Source organism: Halorientalis sp. LT38 (assembly GCF_037031225.1).
GTDB lineage: Archaea > Halobacteriota > Halobacteria > Halobacteriales > Haloarculaceae > Halorientalis > Halorientalis halophila.
The window spans coordinates 698,006-720,061 of record NZ_JAYEZN010000001.1 but is presented as its reverse complement, the minus strand read 5'-3'; the positions used below and the strand labels follow the sequence as shown (position 1 = coordinate 720,061).

The 22,056-nt window shown below is 66.4% G+C and carries 21 protein-coding genes; 14 read left to right on the top strand and 7 right to left on the bottom strand.

The window, feature by feature from the left end; genetic code table 11:
* Positions 1-192 precede the first annotated feature (192 nt).
* From U5918_RS03850 to U5918_RS03835, 4 genes are all read left to right on the top strand, one after another.
* Positions 193-1,311 (top strand): pyridoxal phosphate-dependent aminotransferase, encoded by a 1,119-nt coding sequence (locus tag U5918_RS03850; RefSeq protein ID WP_335999585.1) that lies wholly within the window; start codon positions 193-195, stop codon positions 1,309-1,311.
* Positions 1,312-1,384: 73 nt separating this feature from the next.
* Complete coding sequence (locus U5918_RS03845) at positions 1,385-2,239, top strand: UbiA family prenyltransferase (RefSeq protein ID WP_335999583.1); 855 nt, start codon at positions 1,385-1,387, stop codon at positions 2,237-2,239.
* 168 nt (positions 2,240-2,407) lie between these two features.
* A complete protein-coding gene (locus U5918_RS03840; RefSeq protein ID WP_335999581.1) occupies positions 2,408-2,794 on the top strand; it encodes a DUF8159 domain-containing protein in 387 nt (128 codons plus the stop codon).
* Between the two features lie 70 nt (positions 2,795-2,864).
* The gene (locus U5918_RS03835; RefSeq protein WP_335999579.1) at positions 2,865-3,212 is read left to right on the top strand and encodes a lycopene cyclase domain-containing protein; all 348 of its coding nucleotides are present in this window, start codon (positions 2,865-2,867) and stop codon (positions 3,210-3,212) included.
* Between the two features lie 6 nt (positions 3,213-3,218).
* Here the strand turns inward: U5918_RS03835 and U5918_RS03830 are convergent, their stop codons facing one another.
* Together U5918_RS03830 and U5918_RS03825 are read right to left on the bottom strand one after the other, a co-directional pair.
* On the bottom strand, positions 3,219-4,400 hold the full coding sequence (locus U5918_RS03830) for a redox-regulated ATPase YchF (RefSeq protein WP_335999577.1): 1,182 nt from the start codon (positions 4,398-4,400) through the stop codon (positions 3,219-3,221).
* 39 nt (positions 4,401-4,439) lie between these two features.
* Positions 4,440-5,672 (bottom strand): polymer-forming cytoskeletal protein, encoded by a 1,233-nt coding sequence (locus U5918_RS03825; RefSeq protein ID WP_335999576.1) that lies wholly within the window; start codon positions 5,670-5,672, stop codon positions 4,440-4,442.
* A gap of 120 nt (positions 5,673-5,792) precedes the next feature.
* Here U5918_RS03825 and U5918_RS03820 point away from each other — a divergent pair, with 120 nt between their 5' ends.
* The 3 genes from U5918_RS03820 (at position 5,793) to U5918_RS03810 (ending at position 7,524) form a co-directional block, all read left to right on the top strand.
* The gene (locus U5918_RS03820) at positions 5,793-5,990 is read left to right on the top strand and encodes a DUF5800 family protein (RefSeq protein ID WP_335999575.1); all 198 of its coding nucleotides are present in this window, start codon (positions 5,793-5,795) and stop codon (positions 5,988-5,990) included.
* A gap of 44 nt (positions 5,991-6,034) precedes the next feature.
* The gene (locus tag U5918_RS03815) at positions 6,035-6,172 is read left to right on the top strand and encodes a hypothetical protein (protein ID WP_335999574.1); all 138 of its coding nucleotides are present in this window, start codon (positions 6,035-6,037) and stop codon (positions 6,170-6,172) included.
* A gap of 170 nt (positions 6,173-6,342) precedes the next feature.
* Positions 6,343-7,524: a Fic family protein gene (locus U5918_RS03810; RefSeq protein WP_335999572.1), complete on the top strand. Its 1,182-nt coding sequence runs from the start codon at positions 6,343-6,345 to the stop codon at positions 7,522-7,524.
* Positions 7,525-7,546: 22 nt separating this feature from the next.
* Here U5918_RS03810 and pan1 read toward each other — a convergent pair whose 3' ends face one another.
* The gene (gene pan1, locus U5918_RS03805; RefSeq protein ID WP_335999570.1) at positions 7,547-8,761 is read right to left on the bottom strand and encodes a proteasome-activating nucleotidase Pan1; all 1,215 of its coding nucleotides are present in this window, start codon (positions 8,759-8,761) and stop codon (positions 7,547-7,549) included.
* 156 nt (positions 8,762-8,917) lie between these two features.
* Here pan1 and U5918_RS03800 point away from each other — a divergent pair, with 156 nt between their 5' ends.
* The 4 genes from U5918_RS03800 to rad50 all read left to right on the top strand — a co-directional run bounded on the left by U5918_RS03800 (position 8,918) and on the right by rad50 (position 13,645).
* Positions 8,918-9,190: a MarR family transcriptional regulator gene (locus tag U5918_RS03800; RefSeq protein WP_335999569.1), complete on the top strand. Its 273-nt coding sequence runs from the start codon at positions 8,918-8,920 to the stop codon at positions 9,188-9,190.
* An 87-nt stretch (positions 9,191-9,277) separates the two neighbouring features.
* On the top strand, positions 9,278-9,658 hold the full coding sequence (locus U5918_RS03795) for a DUF7966 family protein (RefSeq protein WP_335999566.1): 381 nt from the start codon (positions 9,278-9,280) through the stop codon (positions 9,656-9,658).
* On the top strand, positions 9,633-10,955 hold the full coding sequence (gene mre11, locus U5918_RS03790) for a DNA double-strand break repair protein Mre11 (RefSeq protein ID WP_335999565.1): 1,323 nt from the start codon (positions 9,633-9,635) through the stop codon (positions 10,953-10,955). Before U5918_RS03795 ends, mre11 begins: the two co-directional genes overlap by 26 nt.
* Positions 10,952-13,645: a DNA double-strand break repair ATPase Rad50 gene (gene rad50 / locus U5918_RS03785; RefSeq protein ID WP_335999564.1), complete on the top strand. Its 2,694-nt coding sequence runs from the start codon at positions 10,952-10,954 to the stop codon at positions 13,643-13,645. Before mre11 ends, rad50 begins: the two co-directional genes overlap by 4 nt.
* Here the strand turns inward: rad50 and U5918_RS03780 are convergent.
* The 3 genes from U5918_RS03780 to U5918_RS03770 are packed head-to-tail and all read right to left on the bottom strand — an operon-like array spanning position 13,642 to position 14,731.
* The gene (locus U5918_RS03780) at positions 13,642-14,079 is read right to left on the bottom strand and encodes a DUF7346 family protein (RefSeq protein WP_335999562.1); all 438 of its coding nucleotides are present in this window, start codon (positions 14,077-14,079) and stop codon (positions 13,642-13,644) included. The two genes, rad50 and U5918_RS03780, sit on opposite strands and share 4 nt — an antisense overlap.
* A gap of 54 nt (positions 14,080-14,133) precedes the next feature.
* Positions 14,134-14,502, bottom strand: coding sequence for a DUF7322 domain-containing protein (locus tag U5918_RS03775; protein WP_335999561.1), 369 nt, complete (start codon positions 14,500-14,502; stop codon positions 14,134-14,136).
* Positions 14,503-14,548: 46 nt separating this feature from the next.
* Complete coding sequence (locus tag U5918_RS03770; protein ID WP_335999560.1) at positions 14,549-14,731, bottom strand: DUF7331 family protein; 183 nt, start codon at positions 14,729-14,731, stop codon at positions 14,549-14,551.
* Positions 14,732-14,845: 114 nt separating this feature from the next.
* On the opposite strand from U5918_RS03770, the gene U5918_RS03765 reads away from it, so the two are divergent.
* Positions 14,846-17,614 carry a DNA-directed DNA polymerase gene (locus tag U5918_RS03765; RefSeq protein ID WP_335999558.1) on the top strand — a complete coding sequence of 923 codons (2,769 nt, stop codon included), beginning with the start codon at positions 14,846-14,848 and terminating at the stop codon, positions 17,612-17,614.
* On the opposite strand, the gene U5918_RS03760 is transcribed toward U5918_RS03765, so the two are convergent.
* Complete coding sequence (locus U5918_RS03760; protein WP_335999556.1) at positions 17,607-19,403, bottom strand: sensor histidine kinase; 1,797 nt, start codon at positions 19,401-19,403, stop codon at positions 17,607-17,609. The genes U5918_RS03765 and U5918_RS03760 overlap by 8 nt on opposite strands.
* 232 nt (positions 19,404-19,635) lie before the next feature.
* On the opposite strand from U5918_RS03760, the gene U5918_RS03755 reads away from it, so the two are divergent.
* Both U5918_RS03755 and sufB read left to right on the top strand, forming a co-directional pair.
* Positions 19,636-20,568 carry an ABC transporter ATP-binding protein gene (locus tag U5918_RS03755; protein WP_335999555.1) on the top strand — a complete coding sequence of 311 codons (933 nt, stop codon included), beginning with the start codon at positions 19,636-19,638 and terminating at the stop codon, positions 20,566-20,568.
* 54 nt (positions 20,569-20,622) lie between these two features.
* A complete protein-coding gene (sufB, locus tag U5918_RS03750) occupies positions 20,623-22,053 on the top strand; it encodes a Fe-S cluster assembly protein SufB (RefSeq protein ID WP_335999554.1) in 1,431 nt (476 codons plus the stop codon).
* The last annotated feature ends 3 nt before the right edge of the window (positions 22,054-22,056 follow it).

Here is a 22,056-nt window from a genome sequence, read left to right as displayed (position 1 = left end):
GCGAAAAAGGCTGACCTCGCTTCGTCGCCGGCGCGTCGCGCCGGCTGCCTGCGGGACCTTCGGTCCCGCTCTGCTCGGCCAGTGAACCGCGCTCGCTCCGCTCGCGCGGACGGTCGCTCTCTTATTCAGTGCGACGCCTCGCTCCCCGGAAAATCCACTACCATTATCGGGGTCGGTACCCGGGAGTAGGGTATGACGGACTTCTCACACCGGATCGAGCAGGTGTCGATCTCGGGCATCCGCGAGGTGTTCGAGGCCGCGGGCGAGGACGCGATCAACCTCGGGCTGGGCCAGCCGGACTTCCCGACCCCCGACCACGTCCGCGAGGCGGCCGTGGACGCCATCGAGGCCGGCCAGGCCGACGCCTATACCTCCAACAAGGGGACTCGCGAACTCAGGGACGCCATCTCGGCGAAGTACGACCGCGACTACGACCTCCACGTCGACCCCGAACACGTCATCGCGACCGCTGGGGGGAGCGAAGCGCTCCACATCGCCCTGGAGGCCCACGTCGACCCCGGCGAGGAAGTGATCTACCCCGATCCGGGCTTCGTCTCCTACGAGGCGCTGACCCACATCGCGGGCGGCGAGCCGAAACCGGTCCCCCTGCGCGAGGACCTGACGATGGACCCAGCGGCGGTCGAAGAGGCGATCACCGACGAGACGGCCGTCTTCGTCGTCAACTCCCCCGCCAATCCGACCGGGGCGGTCCAGTCGCCCGACGATATGCGCGCGTTCGCGCGGATCGCCGACGAACACGACGTGCTCTGTCTCTCCGACGAGGTGTACGAGCACATCGTCTTCGACGGCGAGCACCGCTCGCCCCTGGAGTTCGCCGAGACGGACAACGTCGCCGTCGTCGGCGCGTGCTCGAAGACCTACTCGATGACCGGCTGGCGACTGGGCTGGATCACGTCGAGCGACCGCCGTATCGAGCGCATGCTGCGGGCCCACCAGTACGGCCAGGCCTGCGCCACCGCGGCGTCCCAGCACGCCGCCGAGGCCGCCCTCTCGGGGCCGCAGGACCCGGTCGAGGAGATGGTCGCGGCCTTCGAGGAGCGCCGGGACGTGTTGCTCGACGGGCTGGCCGACATCGGCCTCGATTGCCCGACGCCGCGCGGGGCGTTCTACGCGATGCCCGAGGTTCCGGAGGGGTTCGTCGACGAAGCCATCGACCGCGGGGTCGTGATCGTCCCCGGCGAGGCCTTCGGCGAGCACGGGGCCGGGCACGCCCGGATCTCCTACGCCGTCGACGTCGAGACGCTGAAGGAGGCGCTAGAGATCATGGACGCGGCGGCGCAGGCGGTCTGAGCCGGCCGCGACCGGATCGACTGTCATCCGTTTGCGAACACGTTTTATCCGGTTCGAGAGCGACGAATCGGACATGGCAATCGCCCGCCACGGCAGCGGCCCCGCTGCCGCCGTCGGCGCGCTCACCTCGCAGATCCACCCGGTGTTCATGCTGCCGCCGCTCGCGTCGTCGCTGTTCGGCGCGCTCCTCACGGGAGTCGAGTCGCTCCCGTTCGCGGGCCTCCACGTCACCGCCGTCTTCGCCGGCCTCTATACGGCCCACGTCAAGGACGGCTACGTCGACTTCTACCATCGGGGCGAGGACGACGACCACCCGCTCACGGCCGGGGGATGCTGCCTGGCGATGGCCGGGTCGACCGTGCTCTTCGGAACCTGCCTCGTGGCGATCTGGCTGCTGGTCGGGCCGTGGGCCGCCCTCCTGACCGCGCCCGGCTGGGCGATCGGCTACTTCCACGCGCCGCAACTCGACACCAATCCCGTGACCGCGACCGTCGGGTACCCGTCGGGCATCGCGCTCGCGCTGCTGGGCGGGTACTACGTCCAGGCCGGAACGCTCTCTCCGGTCGTCGTCGCCTTTGCTGGAACCTTCCTCGTCGTCCTCTCGGGGATCAAGGTGATCGACGACGCCCAGGACTACGCGTACGACCGGTCGATCGGGAAGCGAACGGTCGCGGTCGTCCTGGGTCGCGAACGGGCCCGACGGACCGCGTTCGCGCTCATGACCCTCGGGCTGATCGCGGTCCCCGCCTTCGCCGCGGCGGCCGTCTTCCCGCCGAGCGCCGTCGCCGCGCCCGTCGTCTTCGGCCTGGTCGCGCTGGTGGCCTGGCGCGCCGACGACACACTCGCCACGATGCTGTTGATACGTGGCTCGTACCTCTTTCTCGCCACCCTGATCGCCGCGACGTGGTTCCGGCCGCTCGTCGCGTAAGACCGCTCGCCCCCTGCGACCGGAATCGCCGCGCTGACGCTCGCGCGCCGGAATTCGTTGCGGACAGCGAGCGGCTGAAACGATCAGATCTGTTATAATGGCCGGTCTATAGCCGGCGACACGTACACCGGTGCGTGGCCGTTTCACTACGTCAAGGGATACCGTAACATGACGACGTTTCAGACCGCGGTGAACGAGTCGCTGGAGGTCACGGAAGGGGAACTGGAATCGCTCGTGGTCGCGGCCGACGCGATGTCGCTGGGCTATCGCGTGCCGACCCTGGACGACAGGGAGGCCGTCAAGGAGCAGGTCGCGGCGGTCGCGTCCGCGTTCCTGCTGGCCGTCCGTGACGGGGCCGGGCGGCCGGAGCTGACGGTCCACATCTACGAGGGGAGCGCGCCGGTGCCGACGGCCTCCTACTGCATCGACGCCGACTGGGCGCGCTCGTGCGTCCTCGGCGACAGCGGTCACAGCGAGTACCTCCAGCGCGTGCTGGACACGCTCTCCTCCCGGGAGCAACTCGCCGCCGGGAAAGTCTCGTTCGTCGAAGCCTGACCGGGTGCGACGGGGTGGGGACCACGCACGCGGCGTCGGTTTCTTTCGGCTGGGGACCGCACGTAGCCACATGGCAGCCGCCAGCACGGACGACCCGTCGAGCCGCTCGCTCCCGGACATCGGCGTCTTCGGCCGGTACACGTACCTCGTCACCGAACTCCTCTGGGGCGCCGTCGCCGTCGCACTCCTCCGGTACGCGAGCGCCTTCCGCGCCGCCGGTCGCGTCGTCGCCGTCGTCTACCTGCCCGCCTACCTCTGGGATCGCTACACACTCGAGGTCGGCGTCTTCGAGATCCCGCTCCGGACTGGTATCGAACTGTTCGAGATCCCGATCGAGGAACACGTCTTCATGATCCTCGTGCCGTCGCTCGTCGTCGGCATCCACGAGTCCATCGAGAAAATCCGCTCCCGGAAGTGACCCTCCTCAGCTCGCCGTCGAGACGATCTTCACCACGTCGCCCTCCTCGAGTTCGTGGTCGTCGCCGATCTTCCGGCCGGCTTTCGCGTCGACTGCGTGGAGGTAACCGTCCCCGATGTCCGAGTGGACGGCGTACGCGAGGTCTGTGGGGGTCGAGCCCTCGGGCAGCAGGAAGGCGTCGGGGAGGACGTTCCCCTTCGCGTCGGTCCACTTGCTCTCGTTCTGGACGGGGTAGGCCGTCAGGTGATCGAGGAGGTCGTAGACGGCAGTGTCCAGCGCTGTCTGGACGCCTGTGCCGCCCCACTCGGCCATCACGTCGCGGATGCGTTCCAGGCCGGCTTCCTGCTGGTCGCTCACGTCGCCGGTGATCTCGAAGTCCGAGTCGCCGGGGTCGTAGTCCACCACACCCGCGTCGGTGCCATTGCGCAGCGCCAGTTCCCCGTCCGCGGTCGCGGGGACGACGTACTCGGCGGCCTCGCGGAGGCGCTCGACGTTGCCCTCCGGCGCGACGTCGGCCTTGTTCGCGACGACGACGATGGGCTTGGTCCGCTGGCGGATCTGCCGGGCCAGCGCCTCTCGGTCCTCGTCTGTCCACTGGATCGGGTCCTCGGGGTAGTCGAGTTCCCGGAGGGTACGCGCCACGTCGAGTTCGGTCGCGCCGACGCCGGTGAGCATCTCGGAGAGGGTCTCGTCCAGATCGAAGTCGGGCGAGCGCGATTCGCGCTCGACGGACTCCCAGTTGCGCGAGACGATGCTCGCCAGCCAGAGGTCCATCTCCTCCTCGACGAAGTCCACGTCCTCGACGGGGTCGTGTTCGCCCACCTCCACGGGTTCGCCCTCCTCGTTGGTGCCCCCCGACGCGTCCACGACGTTGAGGATGGCGTCGGCGTTCGAGAGTTCGTCCAGGAACTGGTTGCCCAGCCCCCTGCCCTCGTGGGCACCGGGGACGAGGCCGGCAACGTCGAGCAGTTCGACGGGGACGTAGCGTTTCCCGCCTCGGCAGTGCTCGTCGCCGCAGCGCTCGTCGCGTTCGAGGCAGGGACAGTCCGTCCGGACGTAACTGACGCCGCGGTTGGCGTCGATGGTAGTGAAGGGGTAGTTTCCCACGTCGACGTCGGCCCTGGTGGCCGCCTTGTAGAACGTCGACTTGCCAGCGTTTGGTTTGCCGGCGAGTGCGACCGAAAGCATGCCCCGAGATACCCGAGACGGGTGGAAGGGGCTTTCGGTCTACTCGACGACGCCGGCCTCGTGGCCGTTCTCGCGGTAGTCGTCGCCGTCCGAGTCGGACGAGACGTCCGACCCGGCGTCTCCCTCGGATGCAGTCACACGCTCTCCGTCGGGATCGTCGTCAGCAGTCACACGCTCCGGATCGGACGCCTCGTCCGATCCGGACACAGTCACACGCTCTCCGTCGTCGGCCGACTCGGCGTCCGAATCCGACGCGTCGTCGGCCGCCTCGGCCGTCTCCTCGGCGGCAGTATCCTCGTCAGTGGCCGACTCATCGTCAGCGGTCGACTCGTCCTCGTCGTCTACCGCCTCCTCTGCCGCGTCGCCGTCGTCGCTCCCATCGGCGGTCGATCCCTCGTCCGCCGACGCCTCGGTCCCCGACGCTCCAGTTTCGGGGTCCGACTGGATCATCGTCATCTCACCGCGCGCACGGATGGATCCCTCGACGGTGGCGTCCTCGTGCAGGGCCACGTCGGTCGCGGCGATGTCGCCCCAGACGGTCACGTCGCGGTCGACGCTGACGGTCCCCTCGCGGGTGGTCACGTCGCCCTTGATCTCCGTGCCCTCGCCGACGTGGATGTCGGATTTGGCGCGGAGGCTCCCGAAGACGATGGTGTCCTCGCCCACGGCCAGCCGTTCGGCGCGGACGTTGCCGTGTAGCCGGCAGTCGTCGCCGATGGAGGCCGGCGTCGAGACGCGCCAGGCGTCGTCGTTGACGTTGCTGTTCCGGGGCAAGAGGACCGGGTCGTGGGCCGACCCGTCCTCGCCGAGCACCTCGGAGACGACCTCGTTCGCGGTCTCCTCCTCGCCGAAGCGAAGCAGGTGCGAGAGGTAGACGAACAGGAAGACGATGGTCGGCATCGGGTTGCGGATGACGATCCAGCCGTTGGCCTCGAAGCCCTCCTCGATGTCGACCTCGTCGCCGATGTCGAGGTCGCCCGAGACCATGAGCTGGCCGCCGACGTGGACGCGCTCGCCGATGTAGGCGTTCTCGCCCACGAGGACGTTGCCCGCCACGTCGCTCCACATGTCGAGCCGACAGTCGCCTTCGGCCTCGATGTCGCCGCCGAAGCGCACGCGCTCGCCCGCGATGACGTTGTGCCCGCGGACGCCGAACTCGACGGTGCTCTGGCCGCCGACGATCACGTCCCCGTCCGTCACGAGGTCGTGCTCTTCGACGGTCGTCCCGTCGGGAATCTGCAGTTCGTCCAGGAGATCCGAGCGCAGCGGCACACCGGAACAACTGTCGGCCCAGCTATTAAACTCGGGGGCGACGTCTGACGCCCGTCTGACGCGGCCGCGAGCGCAGTTACATCGCGCAGTTTTTGAGCGCCGACGGCGTACCGCCCGGGCATGACGGCTCTTTCCTTCGACGAACAGGGCGTCGACGTGGTCTACGAGGGCACCGAGTTCCGACTCGAGAAGGCCCTCATCGAGGATGCCATCGGCAAGTCCTACCCCGACGTCACCGATCACGAGGTCCTCCAGATCGTCGCCGAAGACCCGGCGCTGTCTGGCGAACCTCGCCGGATCGCCGAGATCCTCGCCTGAACCGAGTCGGTAGAACTAAATTCCGCGGGCCGAATCGTTCCACAATGTCAGACCTCGTCGAGAAGTTCGATCACCCGTCGTGGTTCACCGTCGGTGGGACGATCGCCGGCTACGGGATCATCCTGCTCGTGATGACGCTCCTGCTCTTTCTCGTACCGTTCCTGATCTTCTACCTGCTGTAGCTGGACCGACGCGCTGATCAGTTGTTTTCGTCGTCTGTCGCAGGCATACCACGCATCCTCTCGGTTGCATCACATCCGATACGATGCAGATACAGACTGTATTTCGAGCCTCTGTTTGCATTCGGTGGCAACAAATTCATACATGAGGGGGAAGTACGGTAGGTACGTGCATGCGCGAGCCAGAATTAACTGAGACCGCTCCCGGTGATCTCGTTTCGTACGGTCGGGAGTCATATTACAGGCCCGACCCGCTGCCACCGTCCGGTGGTCTCGATCTGGACGCGCCGTTCTACGACAGGCTCGCCGAGGCCACGTTCTGGCTCGGAAAACTGGGAGGGATCAGCCTCGAACTCGACTTCCCCCCGGTCCTCTACACCTCGTTGCTCAGGAAAGAAGCGATGGAATCCGCCGAGATCGAGGGTGCGGACGTCGACTACAACGCGCTCTACAGCCTCGAAACGCGGAGTCTGACGGCGACTGGCGATGACGCCGACGGCACGCCGGAATCGGCTGTCGCCGACACGAAAGACACGACGGAAGTGCTGAATTACGAGCGCGCGGTCGAAGACGGGATCGAAATCCTCGACGACGGCGGTGAAATCACGGTCGAACTGCTCCACGATCTCCACGAGGTACTGCTGACGGGGGTCTCCGGCGACCGCGTCGAGACCGACACGATCGGCGCGTACAAGACCACGCCGAACCACCTCGGCGACTTCCTCCCGCCCGTCCCCGGAGTCGTCGACGGGCTGATGGACGCACTGTTGACGTACTACCGAACGGGTGGTAGCTACCACCCGCTCGTCGACATCGCCCTCTTTCACTACCAGTTCGAGACGATCCACCCGTACGGCGACGGGAACGGACGACTCGGTCGGCTCCTGATAACACTCCAGTTGTACGACGCCGGGCTCCTCGAACGTCCGAATCTCTACCTCAGCGAGTACTTCAACCGAAACAAGGCGACGTACGTCGACAGGATGAACGCCGTTCGGTCGGACGGTGCGTGGGAATCCTGGCTGTCCTTTTTCGTCGACGGTGTCGCCCGACAGGCCGAAGAGTCGGTCTCCCGGACGCTGGCCCTCGACGACTTGCGCCGTCGCTACGACGACACCTACGGCGGCGTTCAGTACACGAAGAATCGGCTCGCGTGCTCGCTTTTCGAACAGCCATACGTGACCACTGCGACGGTCGCAGAGCGATTCGACGTGGAGCAGTCGACGGCCAGCCGCGCGATCGCTTCGCTCGAAGACGACGGGGTCCTGGAAGAAGTGACCGGGAAGGATCGCAACAAGGAGTACCGGGCGAAAGAAATCTTCGAGATTCTCGAACAGCCGCCACAGACGTACTGAGAACGGGGTCGAGCGACCGGGACTACGCGAACGTCTTCGAGACGTCCTCGTCGGCGTCGTCTTCCTTCTGGATCTTCTCCCAGGCGTTCTCGAAGTCCTCCATGCCGACCGCCGTCCGGTCGTCGCGGATGGCGAACATCCCGGCCTCGGTGCAGATGGCCTTCACGTCCGCGCCCGAGGAGTCGTCGGCCATCTCGGCGAGGGCCCGCCAGTTGACGTCGTCGGCGACGTTCATGTCGCGGGTGTGGATCTGGAAGATCTGCTCGCGGCCCTCGACGTCCGGCTTGGGCACCTCGATGAGGCGGTCGAACCGGCCGGGGCGGAGGATGGCGCGGTCGAGCATGTCGAAGCGGTTGGTGGCGGCGATGATCCGGATCTCACCGCGATCCTCGAAGCCGTCCATCTCCGAGAGCAGTTGCATCATCGTCCGCTGGACCTCCGCGTCGCCGGAGGTCTTCGATTCGGTGCGCTTGGCCGCGATGGCGTCGATCTCGTCGATGAACACGACGGCGGGCTCTTCCTGGCGGGCCAGGTCGAACAGGTCGCGGACGAGTTTCGCGCCCTCGCCGATGAACTTGTGGACCAGTTCCGAGCCGGCCATCTTGATGAAGGTGGCGTCGGTCTGGTTCGCGACGGCCTTGGCGAGCATCGTCTTCCCGGTGCCGGGCGGGCCGTGCAGGAGCACGCCGCTGGGCGGGTCGATGCCGACGTCCTCGAACATCCCGGGGTTCTCGAGGGGCATCTCGACCGTCTCGCGGACCTCCTCCATCTGCTCCTCGATGCCGCCGATGTCCTGGTAGGTGACCTCGGGGCTCTTGTCGACCTGCATCACGCGGGCGCGAACGTCCGTCTCGTCGTCAAGCGACTTCACGATGGAGAGGGAGTTGTTGACCGCGACCCGGCTGTCGGGTTCGAGGTCCTCGCGCATCTCGTCGGTGACCTCGGTCAGGGCCTCCTGGTTGTTCCCGTGCTGTTTGATGATGACCCCTTCGCCCGTGAGTTCCTGCACCGTCGCGACGAACAGCGGGGACTGCTTGAGCTTCTTGTTCTCGTGGGTGAGCCGTTCGAGCTTCTGCTGGTACTTGTTGTTCTCCGCGTTGGCGTCCAGCAGCTTGTCCCGCATCTCCTCGTTCTGGGCCTCGAGGACCTCGAGTTGCTCCTGGAGGGCGTTGATCTTCTCCTGCTGAGAAGCGTCCTCGTCGTAAGGCAGCTCGACGTCGTCGACGGTGTCAGTCATTACCAACGGATTGGGGATGGACTAATAAGAGACTTCGGGTCGACACAAGCGCCAAACGGGGCGCGACGGCTTGCGATTCGGCGCCCGGGAGATTACTGAAGAGAATAAATCTGAATGAGAAATATTATTAGACTGTATGCGATAGGTGGGGGTACGATGAGTGCCTCAGAGTCCGCTGGATCGGACGCCGACGGCGGCGACTGGGACGCGGTGCGCGACCTCCCGCCCAGCGCGAAGCTGGTCGCCAAGACCCTGGAGTACAACGATACGTTGACCCAGAGCCAGCTGGCCGAAGAGACGCTGCTGCCGCCCCGGACGGTCCGCTACGGGTTGAACCGCCTCGAAGAAGTCGGTGCCGTCGAGTCGCGCTTTTCCTTCTCCGACGCGCGCAAGCGCATCTACACGCTGAACATCGACGAGGCCCGCTGACCCGGCGGTTTTCTCGCTCGATCCGCGTCGATCCGCTGGCTCGCTCGACCCGGACGTTCAAGTGCGATGGCGGGCCCATCGACGCCCGTGCCCGATACGCAAACGGTCAAGCAGGCGCTGACTCGGCTGGCGCATCGAACGACCGACGCCCCGAGCGCCGACGGCGGGTGGTTCGCCGATGCGAGCGAGTATCGGTCCGTCGTCGACGAGGCGGACGCGGCCGTCGAGTCCGTCGAGGCGGCCGTCGCCTTCCTCGACGCCGACCGACTCGCTTCGCTCGAGGAGGCCATCGAAACCGCCGAAGCGGCCGGCGATCACGCGGCGGCGAGGCGAGGCCGGAACGCGAGCGAAGCGCTCGCGGCGTTCCGGGAGGCTGCCAGAGGTGACCAGTTTCACCGCGCTCGCGGAACCACTTTAGGGGGCGGTGTCCAAGGGGTGGAACATGACGCGGGTGATACATACGGGTGATACCCACCTCGGCTACCGGCAGTACCACCGGCCGGAGCGGCGCGAGGACTTCCTCGACGCCTTCCGCCGGGTCGCCGAGGACGCGGTCGACGGCGACGCGGAGGCCGTCGTCCACGCCGGCGACCTGTTTCACGACCGCCGGCCGAACCTGCCCGACATCCTGGGGACGCTCTCGGTGTTACGGGACCTCGAGGCCGCCGACGTGCCCTTCCTGGCCGTCGTCGGCAACCACGAGACCAAACGCGACGCCCAGTGGCTGGACCTCTTCGAGTCGCTCGGGCTTGCGACCCGTCTCGGCGACGACCCGGTCACCGTCGGCGACACCGCCTTCTACGGGCTGGACTTCGTCCCCCGCTCCCAGCGGGAGGACCTCGACTACGACTTCGCGAGCCACGACGCCGACCACGCCGCCCTGGTCGCACACGGCCTGTTCGAGCCCTTCGACTACGCCGACTGGGACACCGACCGGCTCCTCGAGGAGTCGACCGTCGATTTCGACGCCGTCCTCCTGGGGGACAACCACAAACCGCAGAAAGCTCAGATCGAGGACGCCTGGGTTACCTACTGCGGTTCGACCGAGCGGGCCAGCGCCGACGAGCGTGCCGACCGCGGGTACAACATCGTCGAGTTCGACGGACAGGTGTCGATCCGACGGCGCGGACTGCAGACCCGCGAGTTCGTCTTCGTCGACGTCGAACTCGCCGAGGGCGAGGGGGTCGAACGCGTCCGCGAACGCGTCGGGCAACACGACCTCGAGGACGCCGTGGTGATCGTCCACGTCGAGGGCGAGGGCGACCCGGTCACGCAGGCGACCGTCGAGGAGTTCGCGGCCGAGGAGGGGGCGCTGGTGACGCGCGTCACCGACCACCGGGAGGTCGCGGACGCCGCCGACGTCGACGTGAACTTCGCCGACCCCGACGACGCGGTCGAAGCGCGGATCCGCGAGATGGGGCTCAGCCGCGCCGCCCACGACGTCGACGAGACGGTGCGAGCCAGCAAGACCGCCGACTCGAACGTCACGGACGAGGTCGAGCGCCGGGTCCGGGAGCTGCTCGAGGACGGGGACGACGGGACGTTCCGTGCCACCGAGGGCGCAGCCGACGCGACCGACTCCGACCGATCAGGAGACGAGGAACCGGCCCCTGCAGAGCAAGTGACCGAGGAGACCACAGGGGAGACTGCCGGGGAGGCGGCAGCGGACGACGGCGCTGGGAGTCACGACGCCGACGGCGCTGCCGAGGGGGCAGCCGGGTCGGCCGACGCCTACGGGCAGCCGTCGCTGGGTGATTTCGAATGAAGTTCGAGCGGGTCCGGCTCGAGAACTTCAAGTGCTACGGGGACGCGGACCTCGAACTCGACAGCGGCGTCACCGTCATCCACGGGCTGAACGGGAGCGGGAAGTCCTCGCTGCTCGAGGGCTGCTTCTTCGCGCTGTACGGAGCCCGTGCGCTGGACGAGACGCTCGACGAGGTCGTCACGATCGGCGAGGAGGACGCGACCGTCGAACTGTGGTTCACCCACGGCGGCGGCTCCTTCCACGTCGAACGCCGCGTCCGGGTCACCGACGAGCGTGCGACCACGGCCCGGTGCGTGCTGGAGACGCCGGAAGCCACCTACGAGGGCGCACGCGACGTGCGCCGGCACGTCGCGGAACTGCTCCGGATGGACCACGAAGCGTTCGTCAACTGCGCGTACGTCCGCCAGGGGGAGGTAAACAAGTTGATCAACGCCGCGCCCGCCGAGCGCCAGGACATGATCGACGACCTGCTCCAGCTCGGGAAGCTGGAGGACTACCGCGAGCGCGCCAGCAAGGCCCGACTGGGCGTCAAACACGTCCGTGACGGCAAGCGGGAACTGCTCGAGGAGGTCGCGAGCAACATCGAACGCAAGGAAGAGAAAGACCTCCACGGACGGCTGAACGCGCTCCAGACCGAGCGCAAGGAAATCGAAGGCGAGATCGAACGGTTCGAAGACAACCGCGAGGAGGCCGTGACGACCCGCGACGATGCAGAGGCGATCCTCGAGGACCACGAGGCGAAACGCGACCGGCTCGAATCCCTCGACTCGGAGATCGCGGCGCTGACCGAGACCATCGAGGAAACCGAGCGCGAACGCGAGGAACTCGGCGAGCGGATCAGTGAGCTAAAAACCGGGATCGAGGAGATCCGGGACGACCGCGCCGAGTTACTCGCCGAGTCGCCGCTCGAGGACCCCGACGAGGCGACGATCACCGAGACCATCGCCGACCTCGAAGACCGAGACGAAGCGTTGCGCGACGACATCGAGGACCACCGGGTCGCGGCCAGTGAGCACGCGAGCGAGGCCGAATCGCTCCGGGAGACCGCCGAGGAGAAGACCGCCCGGGCCGAAGAGAAACGCGAGGCGGCCGAGGAGCGGGCGAGCGAACTCGCGGAGACGCGCGAGAAACTCGCCGAGCGCCGCGAGCGGATCGAGCGGCTGGAAGCCGCCATCGAGCAGAAGCGCGACGCCTTCGCGGACGCGCCAGTCGACGTCGGCGAGGCCGGCGACCACTGGGACGACCTCGCGGACGACCTGAACGAGGCCCGCGAGCGCCAGAAGGAACTGGAGACCGAACTGAAAAATGCGGCGCAACGGCTCGAAGAGGCCGAGGAGCTCCTCGACGCGGGGAAGTGTCCCGAATGCGGCCAGCCGGTCGAGGACTCGCCGCACGTCGAGTCGATCGAGGACCACCGCGAGCGGATCGACGACCTGCAGGACGAACTCGTCTCGGTCCGGCAGCGTCGCGAACGGCTCGAAGACGAGGTCGAGGCGGCGAGCGATCTGGTCGACCGGGAGAACGAGATTCGGAACCTCGAAAACGACCTCGAGAACGTCCGGCAGCTCGTCACAGAGCGGGAAGACGGACTCGACGAGACGGTCGAGCAGATCGAACAGTTGCGCGAGGCGGCGGAGGAACTCGAGGCCGAGGCCGAGGCGGACCGTGAGGCAGCAGAGGAGGCCGAAGAGGCGGCCGAAGAGAAACGCGAGGCCGTCGCCGAGTGCAACGAGGAGCGGGCGGCGATCTCGGAGCGGCTGGACCGTCTGGCGGCCGTCCGGGAGACGTTCGAGCAGGTTGCCGACCACGAGGAGGAGATCGAGCGCCTGCGCGAGCAGCGCTCGAACAGGGCCGAGTTGAACGACGAGCGCCGCGATCGGCTGGCGGACAAGCGCGACCAGCGCGACGAACTCAGAGAGCAATTCGACGAGTCGGCGGTCGAACAGGCCCGCGAGCAGCGCGAGCGCGCCGTCGAGTACATCGAGAAGGTCGACCCGAAACTGGAGGAACTCAGAGCGGAGCGCGACGACCTGCTCGACGAGATCGGCGGCGTCAAAACGGAGATCGAGGCACTCGAGGAACTCCGGGAGCGCTACGACGACCTCGAAGCGACCGTCGATCGGCTCGACTCGCTGTACGACGAGACCGAGCGGCTCCAGGAGATGTACGGGGGCTTGCGGGCGGAACTGCGCCAGCGCAACGTCGAGAGCCTCGAACGGATGCTCAACGAGACGTTCGATCTGGTCTACGGCAACGATTCCTACTCCCGGATCGAACTCGACGGGGAGTACGAACTCACGGTCTACCAGAAGGACGGCCAGGCGCTCGATCCCGAGCAGCTCTCGGGCGGTGAGCGGGCGCTGTTCAACCTCAGCCTGCGGTGTGCCATCTATCGGCTGCTGGCCGAGGGGATCGAGGGGTCGGCGCCGCTGCCGCCCCTGATCCTGGACGAACCGACCGTGTTCCTGGACTCCGGGCACGTCTCGCGGCTGGTCGAACTGGTCGATCACATGCGGGAACTGGGCGTCGAACAGATCGTGGTCGTCAGCCACGACGAGGAACTCGTCGGCGCGGCGGAGCACCTCGTGACGGTCAGGAAGGACGCGACGACCAACCGGTCGACGGTGACACGGGAGGACGCGGGGTCGGCCACGCTGGCGGCCGTCTCGGACGCCTCTGCGGGGGACTAATCTTCTGGCCCGGAACCGTCCCGGAGGTGCGCGAGCCCGTCGCTCGCGTTCTCCGTGATCCGATAGCCGCGTTCGCCGGCGACGGTCGTCTCGGCGACGAGGCCGGCCGCGCGGAACTCCGCCAGCGCCCCGTGGAGGTCGCTCTCGCAGAGGTCGTAGGCGGCGAGGACGTCACGGACCGCCAGCGGCCCGCGAGCATCGAGTTCGAGCAGGAGCCCCAGCGTCCGGTCGTCCCGGACGGCCGTCAGGATCGTTCGGGCGGACTCGGGGACGGCGCGGGCGGTCGTGGCAAGCGGCGACTCGTCGAGGGGTTCGAGGGCCTCGTTGGGGACGTACCGCTCCTCGCCGGTCGTCGGGTCGCGGACGCGGCTGGACTCGCCCGATTGCTTGACGAGCAACAGTCGTGTGCCGGAGTCGTCGCGGACGCTACGCATGATCGCCGGTAGCGGTCGGGGACGGTTAGCCGTTCTGGGAAGCGTTCGCGAGAGTCAGTCACCGATCCCGTGCACTCGTTTCGCCCGCTGGTAGCGGGCGTAGCCGTACGCGAAGAAGGCGACACCGACGGCGAAGACGAGGCCACCGTTGACCCACTCCCCCCGGAAAACGGCGAGCATCGGGCCGAGCGAGACGGCGAGCAGCGCGACGTTGAAGATGGCGACGAGTTTCCAGAACGAGCGGAGCAGGTCCTCGGGAACGTCCGAATCGGACGGGTCCGGCGGCTCGGGGATGTCGACTTCCGGCACGTCCACCTCGGGGACGTCCGGGCCGAAGTCGGCTTCAGGGTCCGGTTCCCCGACGGCCTCGGGGCTGCCGGGTTCCGGGGCGTCGTCAGGGCGGGGACCGTCGTCGTCGGTCACTATCGACTCGTCGAACTGGCTGCGAGAAAAGCGTTGCGCGAGCGATCTACACCGCGTCCTCGAGCGTCGTCGCCGCACTCGACTGGACCCACGCGAGCGGGTTCTGGGCGTCGTACAGGACGACCCCCTCGTCGGTCTCGTACGCCTCGATCGTCTCGACTTCGGGGCCGTCCGGTCCCGTTTCGGCACTGTCCAACTCCGGCCGACTGCCGTTTGCGCGGTCCGTCATGTCGCTTCGTTTCTTTGGTATGAGGTGTCATGCCAAATACCTTGTGTTCCGTTCGGCGGCCGAAACGCGGGGACCGTCGGGATTTTAATCGGGGGACTCCAACGGGTGGACAGTATGGACGAGACCGGGGACGACGGAAGCCAGGCGGGTCTCGCTGCGTTTACGGACGACGGGCGGTCGGGCAGCGCGGGCGACGAGCGCGACGCCGCGGCGGAGGCCGCGGCCGTCGCGGGCAACGGGGGCGGCGACGACAGCTTCGAGATCCGGGATCTGGACGACATTCGCTACCCCGACGCCGACGAGATGGTGACCTTCGCGGTCACGCAGGTCGACTACACCATCGAGGGCCGGGGCGACGACGAGTTCCCGGTCATCCACGTCTTCGGTCGCACCCCGGAGGACAACGAGCGGATCCACGTCGAGGTCTACGAGTTCAGACCCTACTTCTACGCGCCGACCGACTCGCTCACCGACGCGGACCTCCAGCGCAGCACGATCACCGGCTGGGAGGAGGAAGACGAGGACGGCGAACCCTACGAGTCGATCCGGGGCGAGCGACTGACGAAGATCTTCGGCCAGACGCCCCGCGACGTGGGGCAGATGCGCGACGAGTTCGACCACTTCGAGGCCGACATCCTCTTTCCGAATCGCCTGCTGATCGACAAGGACATCACCAGCGGCGTGCGCGTCCCCGTCCGCCGGGAGGCCGACGGGGAACCGATCCGCGTCCCCCACGAGGAGATCGAGGCCGTCGACGCCGACGCCGAACCGCGGGTCAACACCTTCGACATCGAGGTCGACGACCGCCACGGCTTCCCCGAGGACGGCGAGCAGACCATCGTCTGTCTCACCTCCCACGATTCCTACGACGACGAGTACGTTACCTGGCTGTACGACTCCCCGGCCGGCATCGACCCGCCGGAGGCCCTGGCGGCCTACGAACCCATCGAGGACGACTTCGAGGCCGACGTGCGCGTCTTCGAGGAGGAGGAGGCGATGCTCGACTCCTTTGTGACCTACGTCGAGGAGACCGACCCCGACCTGCTGACGGGGTGGAACTTCGACGACTTCGACGCGCCCTACTTCCTCGACAGACTCGAGGAACTCCAGGGACCTCATCACGACTACGATCTCTCGATCGAACGGCTCTCGCGGGTCGACGAGGTCTGGCGCAACAACTGGCAGGGGCCGAACATCAAGGGCCGGGTCGTCTTCGACCTGCTCTACGCCTACCAGCGGACGAAGTTCACCGAACTCGACTCCTACCGCCTGGACGCCGTGGGCGAACAGGAACTCGGCGTCGGCAAGGAGCGCTACCCCGGCGACATCGGCGACCTGTGGGAGGACGACCCCGAGCGCCTGCTGGAGTACAACCTCCGGGACGTCGAACTCTGCGTCGAGTTGAACGACCAGCAGGAGATCATCCCCTTCTGGCAGGAGGTCGCCTCCTTCGTGGGCTGCAAGTTGGAGGACGCCACGACGCCCGGCGACGCCGTCGACATGTACGTCCTCCACAAACTCCACGGCAACCTGGTGCTGCCCTCCAAGGGGCAACACGACGCCGAGGACTACGAGGGCGGGGCCGTCTTCGACCCCATCACCGGCGTCCGGGAGATGGTCACGGTACTGGACCTGAAGAGCCTCTACCCGATGTGCATGGTGACCATCAACGCCTCCCCGGAGACGAAGGTCGACCCCGATACCTTCGAGGGCGACACCTTCCGCGCGCCGAACGGCCAGCACTTCCGGAAGGAACCCGACGGCGTCATCCGGGAGATGGTCGACGAACTCCTGACCGAGCGCGAGGAGAAGAAATCCCTGCGGAACGACCACGACCCGGACTCCCGCGAGTACGAACAGTTCGACCGGCAGCAGGCGGCTGTCAAGGTGATCATGAACTCGCTGTACGGCGTTCTGGGCTGGGACCGGTTCCGGCTGTACGACAAGGAGATGGGCGCTGCGGTCACCGCGACGGGGAGAGAGGTCATCGACTACACCGACGACGTGGCGGGTCGCATGGACAAAGAGGTCGTCTACGGTGACACCGACAGCGTCATGATCGAACTCGGCGGCGAGGTCTCCAGGGAGGAAGCCATCGAGCAGTCCTTCGAACTGGAGGAACAGATCAACGACGCCTACGACGAGTTCGCCGAAGAGGAGTTACACGTCGACCTCGAGGCCGGTGAGGACCACCGCTTCCAGATCGAGTTCGAGAAGCTCTACCGCCGGTTCTTCCAGGCGGGCAAGAAGAAACGCTACGCCGGCCACATCGTCTGGAAGGAGGGCAAAGACGTCGACGACATCGACATCACGGGCTTCGAGTACCAGCGTTCGGACATCGCGCCGATCACCAAGGTGGTCCAGAAGGAGGTGATCGACCTGATCGTCACCGGGGCGGACGTCGAGGAGATCAAGGAGTACGTCCACGACGTGATCGAGGACTTCGAGGCCGGCAACGTCAGTCTGGACGAGGTAGCCATCCCGGGCGGCATCGGGAAGAAACTGGACAACTACGATACCGACACCGCACAGGTCAGAGGCGCGAAGTACGCGAACCTGCTCCTCGGGACCAACTTCGCCAGCGGGTCGAAACCCAAACGGCTCTACCTCGACCGCGTCCACTCGGACTTCTGGGACAAAGTCGAGGCGGAGTACGGGCTCGATCCCTCGACGGACCCGCTCTACGGCGAGTTCCGCAGGGATCCAGACGTGATCTGCTTCGAGTACGAGGATCAGGTGCCCGAGGAGTTCGAGGTCGACTGGGAGAAGATGCTGGAGAAGACGCTCAAAGGACCGATCGAGCGCATCCTGGAAGCGCTTGACGTCTCCTGGGACGAGGTCAGGAGCGGGCAGGAACAGACTGGGCTCGGCAGCTTCATGTAGCGGAGGCCGGCGGTTCGCCGTCGGACGTCGAATCCGGCCCGGATCCGTCGTCGGGGTTCCGGTCCAGGATCTCGAAGCGCGCGCCGCCCGCCTCGCTCTCGGTGACGCGAACGCTCCATCCGTGGGTTTCGGCTGCCGTCGCGACGATGGCGAGGCCGAACCCGGTGCCGTCGTCGTCGGTCGAGAACCCCTTCTCGAAGACGCGGTCGCGCTCGGCCTCCGGGATGCCCGGGCCGTCGTCGGCGACGAAGAAGCCGCGGGCCGCGCCGTCGGTGCGTGCGCTCGCGGCGGCGTCGGCTTCAGCGGAGGCACCTACGTCGCCCACGGTGACGGTCACGTCCGGGCCACCGTGTTCGATCGCGTTGCGAAAGAGGTTCTCGAGTAGCTGGGTGAGCTGTGAGGCGTCGGCGGAGACGGTGCAGTCGGTGGTGACCGAGAGCGTCGCGTCCCCGGTATCCACGTTGTTCCAGGCCGATTCGCAGGCGGTTCGGAGGGAGACTGGTTCGCGGTCGAGGACGGTCTGGCCCTGTCTCGCGAGCGCGAGCGCGTCCTCGATGAGTTCGTCCATGCGCTCGTGGGCCTCGGCGATCTGTTCCATGTGGACGCTGTCGTGCTCCTCGCGAGCGAGTTCGAGCCGCCCGTTCGCGACCGAGAGCGGGTTGCGGAGGTCGTGGGAGAGGAAACTCGCGAACTCCTCGAGGCGTTCGTTCTGCTCCTCCAGTCGGTCGCGCTGTTCGCGGAGCTGGCGCTGGGCTTCGATCTGTTCGGTGACGTCCTGGAACAGGACGACGGAACTGCTCTCCTGGGCCGGTGAGACGTCTGCTCCCTCCGCACCGAGTTTCGACGCCTCGACGTTGTAGTAGCGCCGTTCGCCGTCGCGCTCGCGGGTGATCGTGTCGAAGCCGGTCTCGTCGTCGAAGGCGGCCTCGATCTCGGGGAACGTGGCCTCGAGGAACTCGCGGTCGTAACCCAGCAGGCGTTCGCCAGGTATCCCCAGCAACGCCGCGGCGCGGTCGTTGACGTCGACGACCACGTCGCCCCTGTCCAGGACCAGGTAGCCGGTGTCCATCTCCTCGACGACCGAGGAGCGCGCGACCGGGATGAGCCGCAGTATGCGATAGCGGAAGATCATCAGCACGCCGATGGGGAGCGCGGCGGCGAAGCCGGTGGTCGTGTAGTTGAACCCCGTCAGCCCGATCAGGTACGCGACGTTGAGCATCCAGGGGATCGAGAGCGCGCCGACGATGGAGCGGACCTGGCCGCGGTAGTGACGGTTGGTCGTCTCGAAGGTGAGGAACATGTACGCGGCCGCGCCGACGATGAGGTAGGCCACGCCGTGGTGGAGGTAAAACATCGGGCCCCAGACGATCTCGGCGAACGCGACGCCGCCGCGCTCGACCACCTGCGCGGAACGGATGGTGAGTGACCCCACGTTCGTGATCTCGACGACGTTCATCGCCAACATCGGCGCCAGGAGCAGGGCGATCCGCCGGGGGCGCCGCCACGCGGTGCGTTCGCTGTAGTCCGCGGCGAAGACGAACAGCGAGACGACGACGACCGTGCCCATGAGGTAGTAGATCGGTAGCAGCGCCAGTTTCGCCTCGAGCGAGGTGACGGCGAGTCGCGCGGCGTCGCCGAGACACCACAGGGTCACGGAACCGATCAGCACCAGCGGCGGAATGGGAGACAGACGGGGGTTCTCGAAGTGCCGGAGGATGACCACCAGGGTCGGAACCGCGACGAAGAGGGGAATCAAAAGGGCGACCAGGAGCCAGCTGAACTGGGGCATTCCTCTCAGAAATATTTCGCTACGGGGTATGAATGTTGTGGACGTTTCACTCAGTTTGTGGTCTAACTGATTGATCGGCGACGCCGCCCGACGGCGTCGGGCAGGTGTCCGACGAGTTCGACTTCGAGAAACTGAAACCAAATTTTCCGTCACGGCAAACCGAACCGGGTGAATGCGAAAGCATTATGAGCGTCTCGGCCCGACGTTGAGACGACTTAGGTGTCCCTAAACAATGGCAACACTCGAAATATCCAACCTACACGCTGAAGTTGCCGAGGAGGGCGGCGAGCAGATCCTTCGCGGGGTCGACCTCGAGGTCGAATCCGGCGAGATCCACGCGTTGATGGGCCCCAACGGGAGCGGGAAGTCCACGACGGCGAAGATCATCGCGGGTCACCCCGCCTACGAGGTGACCGACGGTGAGGTGCTGCTGCACATCGACGCAGACGAGTTCGACGATCTCGACGAGGAGATCCCCGAGGACCTTCGGACCTGGAATCTGCTCGACCTGGAGCCCAACGAGCGCGCGGCGCTCGGTATCTTCCTCGGGTTCCAGTACCCGGCAGAGATCGAGGGCGTCACGATGGTGAACTTCCTGCGGACGGCCCTGAACGCCAAACTCGAAGAGCGCGAGGAACTGTTCGAAGAGGACGAGGAGGCCGAGGAAGCCGAGGGCGGCGACACCAACGAGGACGCGGCCGGCTACGACACCTCGCCGATGGAGGGCAATCCGGAAGAGGGCGACATCGGCGTCGCCGAGTTCCAGCAGATCCTCCAGGAGAAGATGGAGCAACTCGACATGGACGAGAGCTTCGCCCAGCGCTACCTCAACGCCGGCTTCTCCGGCGGGGAGAAAAAACAGAACGAGGTCCTCCAGGCCGCGATCCTGGAGCCCTCGATCGCCGTGCTGGACGAGATCGACTCCGGGCTGGACATCGACCGCCTGCAGGACGTCTCGAACGGCATCAACGCCCTGCGCGACGAGCAGGGCGCGGGCATCCTCCAGATCACCCACTACCAGCGCATCCTCGACTACGTCGAACCCGATCACGTCCACGTGATGCTCGACGGCAAGATCGCCAAGTCCGGCGACGCCACGCTGGCCGAGGAACTCGAGGACAAGGGGTACGACTGGGTGCGCGACGAAGTGATGGAGACCGCGTAACCGTCCGCGGCTAGCACAGACTGATACGTCCAGAGAACGAAACCAAGATCAACAATGAGTTCAGATCAAGACCATCTCAAAGAGACCGACACCGAGGCTCGCTTCGAGTTCAAGAAGGAGGAATCGTCCGCCTTCAAGTCCGAGAAGGGCCTCACAGAGGAGACCATCCGGGTCATCAGCGAAGACAAGGACGAGCCCGAGTGGATGCTCGAACGCCGCCTGCGCGCCCTGAAGCAGTTCCAGCAGATGCCGATGCCGACCGACTGGCCCGGCGCGCCGGACCTGAGCGAGATCGACTTCGACGAGATCGTGCCGTACATCCGCCCGGACATCGAGACCCGCGGCGGCGCGGAGTCCTGGGAGGACCTCCCCGAGGAGATCCAGGACACCTTCGACAAACTGGGCATCCCGGAGGCCGAGAAGAACGCCCTCTCGGGCGTCGGCGCCCAGTACGAGTCCGAGATCGTCTACCAGAACATGCAGGAGCGCTGGGAGGACAAGGGCGTCATCTTCTGCGACATGGACAAGGCCGTCCAGGAGCACGAAGAGATCGTCAAGGAGCACTTCATGACGAAGTGCGTTCCCCCGAGCGACAACAAGTTCGCGGCGCTCCACGGCGCGGTCTGGTCCGGCGGGTCGTTCGTCTACGTCCCCGAGGACACCACCGTGGAGATGCCCGTCCAGGCGTACTTCCGGATGAACTCCGAGGGGATGGGCCAGTTCGAGCACACGCTCATCATCGCCGAGGACAACTCCGAGGTCCACTACATCGAGGGCTGTTCCGCCCCGAAGTACTCGGCCTTCAACCTCCACAGCGGGGGCGTCGAGGTCTTCGTCGGCGAGAACGCGCACGTCCAGTACTCCACCGTGCAGAACTGGTCGAAGAACACGTACAACCTCAACACCAAGCGCGCCATCTGCGACGCCGACGGGACCATGGAGTGGGTCTCCGGATCGATGGGGTCGAAGGCGACGATGCTGTACCCCTCGACCATCCTGAAGGGTCCGGGCGCGACGGACAACCACATCACCATCGCGTTCGCGGGCGAGGGCCAGAACATCGACACCGGCGCGAAGGTCTACCACAACGCGCCGAACACGAAGTCGACCATCGAGTCGAAGTCGATCAGCAAGGACGGCGGCCGGACGAACTACCGCGGCCTGGTCCACATGTCCGACGGCGCGGAGAACTCCAGTACGAGCGTGGAGTGTGACGCGCTGATGTTCGACAACGAGTCGACCAGCGACACGATGCCGTACATGGAGATCCAGGAGAACAAGGTCGACGTGGCCCACGAGGCGACGGTCGGCAAGATCGGTGACGAGGACGTCTTCTACCTGGAGACGCGCGGCCTGGACGACGACGACGCGAAGCAGATGATCGTCGCCGGCTTCATCGAGCCGATCACGGAGGAACTGCCCATCGAGTACGCGGTCGAGCTCAACCGCCTCATCGAACTCGAGATGGAGGGCTCGCTCGGGTAACCC